5 protein-coding genes are annotated in these 7,597 nt (G+C 56.4%); 2 read left to right on the top strand and 3 right to left on the bottom strand.

Annotated features, from left to right (window positions below; translation table 11 throughout):
- The first annotated feature begins 571 nt into the window (after positions 1-571).
- Positions 572-997, top strand: coding sequence for a hypothetical protein (locus E2L05_RS19975; protein WP_133344757.1), 426 nt, complete (start codon positions 572-574; stop codon positions 995-997).
- Positions 998-1,458: 461 nt separating this feature from the next.
- Here the strand turns inward: E2L05_RS19975 and E2L05_RS19980 are convergent, their stop codons facing one another.
- The 3 genes from E2L05_RS19980 to E2L05_RS19990 form a co-directional block, all read right to left on the bottom strand.
- Positions 1,459-2,052: a tetratricopeptide repeat protein gene (locus E2L05_RS19980; protein WP_133344759.1), complete on the bottom strand. Its 594-nt coding sequence runs from the start codon at positions 2,050-2,052 to the stop codon at positions 1,459-1,461.
- A gap of 193 nt (positions 2,053-2,245) precedes the next feature.
- Positions 2,246-2,623 carry a hypothetical protein gene (locus tag E2L05_RS19985; RefSeq protein WP_133344761.1) on the bottom strand — a complete coding sequence of 126 codons (378 nt, stop codon included), beginning with the start codon at positions 2,621-2,623 and terminating at the stop codon, positions 2,246-2,248.
- A gap of 125 nt (positions 2,624-2,748) precedes the next feature.
- On the bottom strand, positions 2,749-6,435 hold the full coding sequence (locus E2L05_RS19990; RefSeq protein WP_133344763.1) for a toprim domain-containing protein: 3,687 nt from the start codon (positions 6,433-6,435) through the stop codon (positions 2,749-2,751).
- 848 nt (positions 6,436-7,283) lie between these two features.
- On the opposite strand from E2L05_RS19990, the gene E2L05_RS19995 reads away from it, so the two are divergent.
- The coding region (locus E2L05_RS19995; RefSeq protein WP_243722074.1) for a thermonuclease family protein at positions 7,284-7,597 on the top strand (314 nt) is incomplete at its 3' end.

The raw sequence follows: 7,597 nt of genomic DNA on the forward strand, positions 1-7,597 counted from the left end.
ACAAGCCCTCAGGGACCGCATAGAAGGGCGAACGCTCTACATCTGCACCACGAAGGCCAAACGGAGCGACAAGGAAGCGACCGGCTCTTTTCACCGCTACCTGGTGACGATCTATGATGACGGTGAAAGCATCAACGAATGGCTTGTCAACGAAGGCCATGCCGTGAAGATTGACTAGGTCTATCTACTGCTAAAAATTGCAATTTAACCCCAACTCAAGGGCAAGTTGAACATGAAGATTGTTACGAAAAATCCCATAATAACAATAGCATTGATCTGTAGCTTAGCGACGTCAGCAGGTGCCTACATGATCAATGGCAAATACGCTTCACTAATATCTTGTGACTTTGGTTATTCCTCCGTTCGAGGAGAGAGTGGATACACAGGAACTTATGAGGTTCAGGGCGAGATATGGACAGTATATTTTGGCAGCAGCTATTGTTCTCATTGATCGCTTAGGATGCATTCTGAACGAACGGACATCCATGTAAAATCGCCTGTAATATCCGCTATGCACTTGCCAATAAGCAAGTTTTCGAGCTGACTGGGGGCACGTGACGGAGAATGAATTTTGCTCAGAATAACGATTGCCGCGCTTTTGCTATCGACGGCCACCCTTGAGGCACAGGAACAGACCTGGGCGTGTCAGTATACCGATGCAATCGGTTTTCTTTTCGAGGACGGGCAATACAATCCCACCGAGTTCCAAGTGCCGGAACCGTTCTTCCTCAAGACAGAGGAAGGATCACTTGTACTTAGCAGCGTAGATGGCGCTTTAGGGAGCTTAGGGAGCAAAGGTGAAACCTACTGCCACGGGAGAAAAACTGATCGTGTTAATGACGCAACCGTGCAGACGTGCTCTGATTTCCTTGGGAACACGATAGTGTTCTCGACGACTGAGGCGCGCGGCGCTGTCAGCAAGATGCTTGGTAGCGTTCAAGTGGAAGATACGCGCATCCCGCCTGGTGTCTTGCTCTTCGTCTGCCAGGCGATGTAGGCAAGCCACCTATAATCCGCATTATGACAAATAAGTAAAATTGAATATCAAAGCAAAATCAAAGGCTTGCCCGGCATAATGCGGGGATGCCAATATATCAGGAAACCACGTAATTTTCTTGCGCAACCGCGTACCGAAAATATCACACGAAATCAGACATTTAAGTAAACCGCCTACATAGGACTGTGTCCAATCCGTAGGGCCGGGAATTGCTCAAGCAGATTGAGCCTGCCACCGGGCGAAACCTGCCAAACGTCGAAGGTAAGGGCGACCACACCTTCGGGCGCGAGGACGCCGCCGGAATACTGGCAAATTGGGCAGGTTCTTCTATGGGTAACTCAGGTCAAAGGGTGGGTAATTGGGTGGACGGGAAAACCAGTCAGCTCAATAAAGTATAGATAAACAACGTATTATGCGAGTTATGTGGTGCCATGCTACGGTACCACGCTCGCATCTGGTCTCTAGTCGCAGTCCTGATATCCAGAATTCATGCACACGCTGGCGCGCTGCTGAGCTTCGACTATAGCTTCGGCAGTCATTCGGCTTGCGGTGAGGTCACGTTTTTCGAACGCCTTGCGATCACCATTCGCAGCGGCGATATTGAACCACATGTGCGCAATGACGTAGCTTTGCACTACGCCTTGGCCGTTGGCGTACATGACACCAAGATTGTACTGCGCCTGAGCATTGCCCTGCCCTGCAGCCAGTCGATTCCACCTCATCGCCTCGGCATAGTCCTGTAGCACACCTTGGCCGTTGCCATACATGAAAGCAAGATTGGACTGCGCCTGAGCATTACCCTGCTCTGCAGCCAGTCGATACCACTTCACCGCTTCGGCATAGTCCTGTAGCACACCTTGGCCGTTGTCGTACATGAGACCAAGATTGAACTGCGCCGGAGCATAGCCCTGCTCTGCAAACGGCCTCCACTCACTCAGCGCTGTTGCATAGTCGCCAGTATCATAGGCGGCCAACCCCGCCTGGAAGTCTTGTGCCGCACCGATTGTGGGCATGAGCATCAGCGCCACGACGACGCAACGAAGAAATTTCAACATGGAATTGGCCTCTCTCAAAGCATGGTCGGTGGCGTCCGATTCTTCGGGGCCTCACATCGAGGTACGGCGTTCTAGTCGGCGTGTCATAAACGGGCACGGAAAAAGTTAGCGCAGGCGGCCCAATAGGCGGCGTGGGCGGCGTGGGCGGCGTCCAGTGCCTTCTGGATTGCAGCGGTGGCTTCGGCCCTGGTCATCACGTTCCTTTCCATTTCAGCGGCCACCAGCCACGAGGCTTGGCATCAGGCGGGGGCAACATCCGGCGCAAATCATCGATGTGCCGCGCCCGCTCTTCTGCTAATGCTTCTGCCGCCTCGCGCCGGATCTTCTCGGCCTGCAGCTCTGCTTTCAGAGCCGCGAAATCCGCCTGAGCTTCACCCGGTAAAGCACTGTTCACCGTGGGCAATGTTTCCCGGTCAAGTTTACCACCCTTTCCCACATCAGCGGATCTGGGCCGGTAAAGGCGGGAAAGCTCTGCCGGGTCAATTGACCACTGACCTTTACCATCACGAACACCGCTAATCTTCCCTGATTTAAGGGCTTTCGAAAGCGTTGGCCGGGAAACATCGAACATGTTTACCGCCTCTCTGAGGGTAAGTTTTCCCACTATGAACACCCATATCTTTCCACGGTAAAAGGCTTACCACCTTGCCCGGTAAAGTCGGGGGAAAGATTGTCACACCAACGTTTTCCTGCAGCTCAGAACCCCATGACCTCAGCACGCTGCAAGCCCTGAAACGTGGGCACAGGGGGCGGCTGACCCGTATCATGCCTAAACTTGCCTATTTTAGACCTTGGCCGGGCAGCGGCTTTCGCTGCAATCATACGCAAGTGATCAGCGGGCAGAGAGCTGTTCAGTCTTTCGGCTTCTGGCAAGATCACCAGGCGCTTTGGCGAACCTCGCGCGCGCGTATTGGTCTCATAATCCACCGGCACAGGGTCAGGCGCTTGCTTTGCCGAACCAATAATCTCGAACATCGACAAGGGGCCTAGATACGCCTCCGCCTGAGCCTGCGGATCACCGGGCAGGACTATCAATGCAGGGGTTGGCTTGGGGCCTCTCTGACCTTTCAAACGGATCTGAGCTTGAACCGGGTTTAATACCCCCACACCCCTAATAGAGTTACTATTACCGGTGTGGGGGGTATAAATCTCCGCACGCCCGCCCCTGTCCAACCACTGTGCTGCAGCCTTCTCTGTGGCAAAGGTTTCAGGGGCATCAGCGGCTAAGCCTGCCGATGTTAGTCGAAGAACGCCGCCACGCTGTGCGGCTTCTGCAATCGCTGCTTCTGCTCTGGTCGGGGCAAGCTCTTTCCAGCTCACAAGCTGATCGACGGGCAGGCCGGGCACCGGAACCTTGCAAGCTATTACCAGGCGCTTGCATTGCGGGGCATTGGCAAGCCTGAGCCGTTCGAACGCCTGCCGGGTTCTCAACTCGCGGGTTTGTAGCTGAACGGATCGCACGCGGGGATCTTGCGCGGCACGTCCTTGCACTGCTGCACCGCTGCCATTGGACATCACATAAGGCAGGGTCACTTCTGGCAAGTTTGCGCCTGGTGTTTCGGGAACGAGCTGCAGCGGGTTTTTTGTGTCGCCAAACAGGCCACGCGCATAATCCTGCAGCGCGTAAAGGGGCAGCTCTTCCCGGCCAAACACAATCGCTGTTGTGTGGTCCTGCCATGTGTTTAAGCCAAGACTGCCTGGACCGAACCAAAGCCAATGTGCCCCATGTAACGGGGTTTTGCGCATGAAGTCCGATATTTCACCGTTTGTTTTTTCGGTGAAGTCGTGGCCCTGATCCTCGAACATCCACCGCACCACCTCACGCGATGCAATGGCAAGAACCCCGCCACCTGTGCTGAGCCGATCGCGGTAAACCTCGGCACGCACCATCTCGGCCACCTCTTTGCGAAGGGTTGGGCTTTTGAGGCTTGTCTTTGAAAAGGTCTTATCCGTGATCTGCACCACCTTTGCATTGGGTCGCAAATCCACCTGCACAATTTCAGCGCCGGGAAAGAGCCTTTCAGTTATGACCGGATCCGCGTCGGCATCAAGTAGCAGAGCTGGAACATCGCGGGGCGGCTCTTTGAACCAGTTTGCCCGTATCACATCGCGCTTTTCGCCTGTGCCGTGGGCCGGAATATCGCGCACAATTCTGAGCCGCTCCGATGTGTTCAAACCGCGCTCTGCGCAATCTTGCAGGATAGCCCATACCGCTGCACGCTTGGTTGCGTATGGGTCAAAGCCTTCAAGCTCTTTCAGCTCACGGGCAATCTGTTCCTCTGGCGCATCGGGCATTACCTGCAGAAAGTTTGAACCTCGCTCGGCCTCTCGGAAAGCCGCATAGTCCGTTGCGGTGTATCCTCCGACAAGCGGGCTATTGCCGTCCTGCAGTCCGCTCAGGACCGCTGAGGCGGCTTTTGTGGCGTCTTGTGCTGTGCCCGCTGCCTGTGCGGTCTCTTCTGGTGTAGCGCCCGCTCTGGGCCTTCTGGGGCGCGTCCATGCATCAAGGGGAATGTCTGCCTGCCGTGTGAAAAGTTGCCAGACGCTTTCGTCTATCACCCGCAAGGCGGTTTCGCGTTTACTGCCATCACCGGGCAAGGTCAGATATTGGGACGCCTCGAACCTCAGGACCGGTGTTTTGTCGGGCAAGTGCTGCCATTGGCTCACATAGTTGCAGCCTTCATAGAAGGGGCAACGCACAGGGGCCTTACCCTCTTCGCGCCGCTCGCACAGGTTTGCCTGCACATGCCCTGTTGTCTTTGCCACCCGATCTGCCAGCTCAGGCCGCGCACATAGCTTTTCCCTGCTGTTGTGTCCTGGTCCGGGTAATGCTGCGTTGCGGCCTCTTGTGACGTGATCGCCCGCGCCAAGCTCTCTGGCATGGCCCGCCGCCTCTTCTGCAAGGTTCAGGGTTGGGGTAGTAAACACCACATCGCCGGGCAGGCTTGATAGGTCAAACTCTGCCAGAACTTCACGGGCAATCCTGCTCTTACCTGTGCCGGGGGTTGCACGGATCACCAGCACGGGGGCCGGGATCTGCAGCACGTCCAAAACCTCTGGGGGCAGCTCTTCCGGCTTATCGGCTTTGCCTACTTCAAACCGCTCAAACGCCTTTTCCCATGCTCTCTGGGCTGCGTCGGCATCAGCCCTCTGCCCGTGCCAGTTTCCCACCTTTACCAGGAAAGACTTTACCGCCTCTCGGATCATGGCGCGGGCTGTTTCAGGGCTAACAAAATCAGGCATTTGAACAGGCTCAGCCTCGAACGCACCGGCACCTGTGTAGCGGCCTGCTTTACCCCTTGGGGCGGTAAACCTTTGCCCGCCTTCCAGAGCCCTGAGAACGGCCTTACGGCCTGCCCGCTGCAGCGTGTCGTTCAGGTCGCGCTTGCTGCCTTCAGGCTCAGGCGCACGAGCAACCCAAAGCTCGGCACCACGTCCACTGTGATGTACCAGAGCTTTTGCAAAAGCTTTCCCTGCGGGGCTATCCGGCGCGTCCTGGTCGGGGCAGAGGATCACCTTTCGATCTGTTGGAACCGGCGCGGTTTCAAACTGTCCTGCTCCGAACACCGCCCATGTTTCGAAGCCTGTTGCCTGCCATATGGAAAGGGCTGTTTCAGGGCCTTCTGCGATGCACAGGGGGCCACCTTGCACCTGAGCCGGGAACCGTGCCGGATAACCACCAATCGCACCGAAAGAGAGTTTACGGGGATCCTCTGGGGCCGGTTTACCATCGGGCAGGATCAGAACCCGCTGCCCACCCATCATCTTCCCGGTGTCGTCGGTTGCCCAGACCACCAAAGCCGCGCGATCAGGTTTGGCAATGCCGGGGGTACGGGTCAGGGGCGGGGCATAGGCCAGGCCGAAATCAGGCAGAGCTGTAACACCACGGGCAGACAGATAGGCCGCTGCAGGGCTTTCTGTGACGCGCTGAGCCGCGTTCAGGACCACTTGCACCGTCTCGGTCTTGTGGGCTTTATCGGCCTTGTCCTGAGCGCCCAAGGCGGCGTCTCTTTCGGCTCTGCGGGTTTCCAAAATGGAAAGGTCTGGAGGCGCATCAGGGTTAAGCCCACACCACCGCGCCGCCTCTGCCAGAACGGTTGGAAAATCATCGCGGGCACGGTTCAGGCCGCAAATCTCTATGGCGAACAAGTCTAGAAGATCGCCGCCTGTGCCTGCCTTGTGGTCTGTCCAAAATCCACGCCTGGGGCCTTGCATGACCATTGAGCGTGCAGAGCTTTCACAGGGTCGCCAGCTTTTCCCCGGCTTCGTTGGTTCGCCCCATACCTGCCGAAACAAGTTCTCGGCCTGGTCCTGCAGGGCCTCTTTCACCCATGCGGCATCAATCGGGGGCTGTGCCCCGTTCTTGTTCTTGCGATGTGCCATGATCTAGGATCACTGAAAGCGCCGGGCACCGAAGCCCTGCAGAGCCTGTGACGGAACAAACACACGCCCACCATCTCTGACACATTCAAGTTCACCTGAGGCGACAAGTCGCCAGACGCGCCCGTAACTGATCGAAACGCCTTGTTTTCTTAGGCGGGCGGGAACTTCTGTTAAACGAATAAGCTCTTCTGGCATCTGCTCGGCCTTATTTTTTCAGGACCGGCGGGGGTTTTGATGCTTGCAAGATATGCGCAAACGTACGCATAATGGTGACAAGATCATGACCCAGACCGGTCTGGTTTGCATTATTTGACCCTCGGTGTTTCCAGCACCGGGGGTTTTTCTTTGCAGAGTCACCCCAAAGGACCAATGTCTTTAACGCTAGCGGAACCGCACTAGGAGAGAAAGAGAATTTTGCCAGATAATGACACCAATAGATGTGGATTACCGCTAGACGTAACACCACATCAGGTGGTGTATTTCATCGACCCGCGCTTTGGTGCGCTCCACTATGCGCCTATCCCGCCACATCGAGGGGTGGGCCAATCTTTGGGGCGATCCGCTCAGGACCGGCGTGGTCAGTGAAATTCTTGCATGGGCAGTTGAAAGGTAAAAAGTCAGATGGCGAACCCATGCGAGCCGCGCCATCGATCCCAGAAAGGACGGGCTTACAGGCCCTGATCTGTCTCTTGGTCAAGCATAGCTTCATAAGCCTCGGCCATCCGCGAGGACGCAGCCAAATTTGGCGACCAATACGCGCGGGCTAGAGAAAGCCGCGTCACTGGGGCATTACTGCGTGCCAGCCGTCCACTATGCGGCTATCGCGCTACATCGGGCGAGGATCAAAGATGGGTGTTTTTCAGGGGCAACTGGTCGCTGCGTCTCTGGCGTTTGCGCTCGCAACACCGGCAGCGGCACAAGAGGCGGTGCCAGATTGTGGCCTGTATATCTACCGGGCTGAAATCGCGCGTGTGATCGACGGGGATACCGTCGAAGCCAACATCGATCTGGGCTTCAACACATGGCGTCACAACGAACACTTGCGCCTGGTCGGGATCGATACGCCGGAACGGGGCAAGCCGGGGGCTACAGAAGCCACACAAGCCCTCAGGGACCGCATAGAAGGGCGAACGCTCTACATCTGCACCACGAAGGCCAAACG

Origin of the sequence: Meridianimarinicoccus aquatilis, from assembly GCF_004358675.1 — a bacterium.
In the GTDB taxonomy this organism is placed as follows: Bacteria; Pseudomonadota; Alphaproteobacteria; order Rhodobacterales; family Rhodobacteraceae; genus Meridianimarinicoccus; species Meridianimarinicoccus aquatilis.

Bases quoted from the DNA above. Each gene is read 5' to 3' on its own strand.
- E2L05_RS19980 (WP_133344759.1), bottom strand. From the start codon at position 2,052: ATGTTGAAATTTCTTCGTTGCGTCGTCGTGGCGCTGATGCTCATGCCC.
- E2L05_RS19985 (WP_133344761.1), bottom strand. From the start codon at position 2,623: ATGTTCGATGTTTCCCGGCCAACGCTTTCGAAAGCCCTTAAATCAGGG.
- E2L05_RS19990 (WP_133344763.1), bottom strand. From the start codon at position 6,435: ATGGCACATCGCAAGAACAAGAACGGGGCACAGCCCCCGATTGATGCC.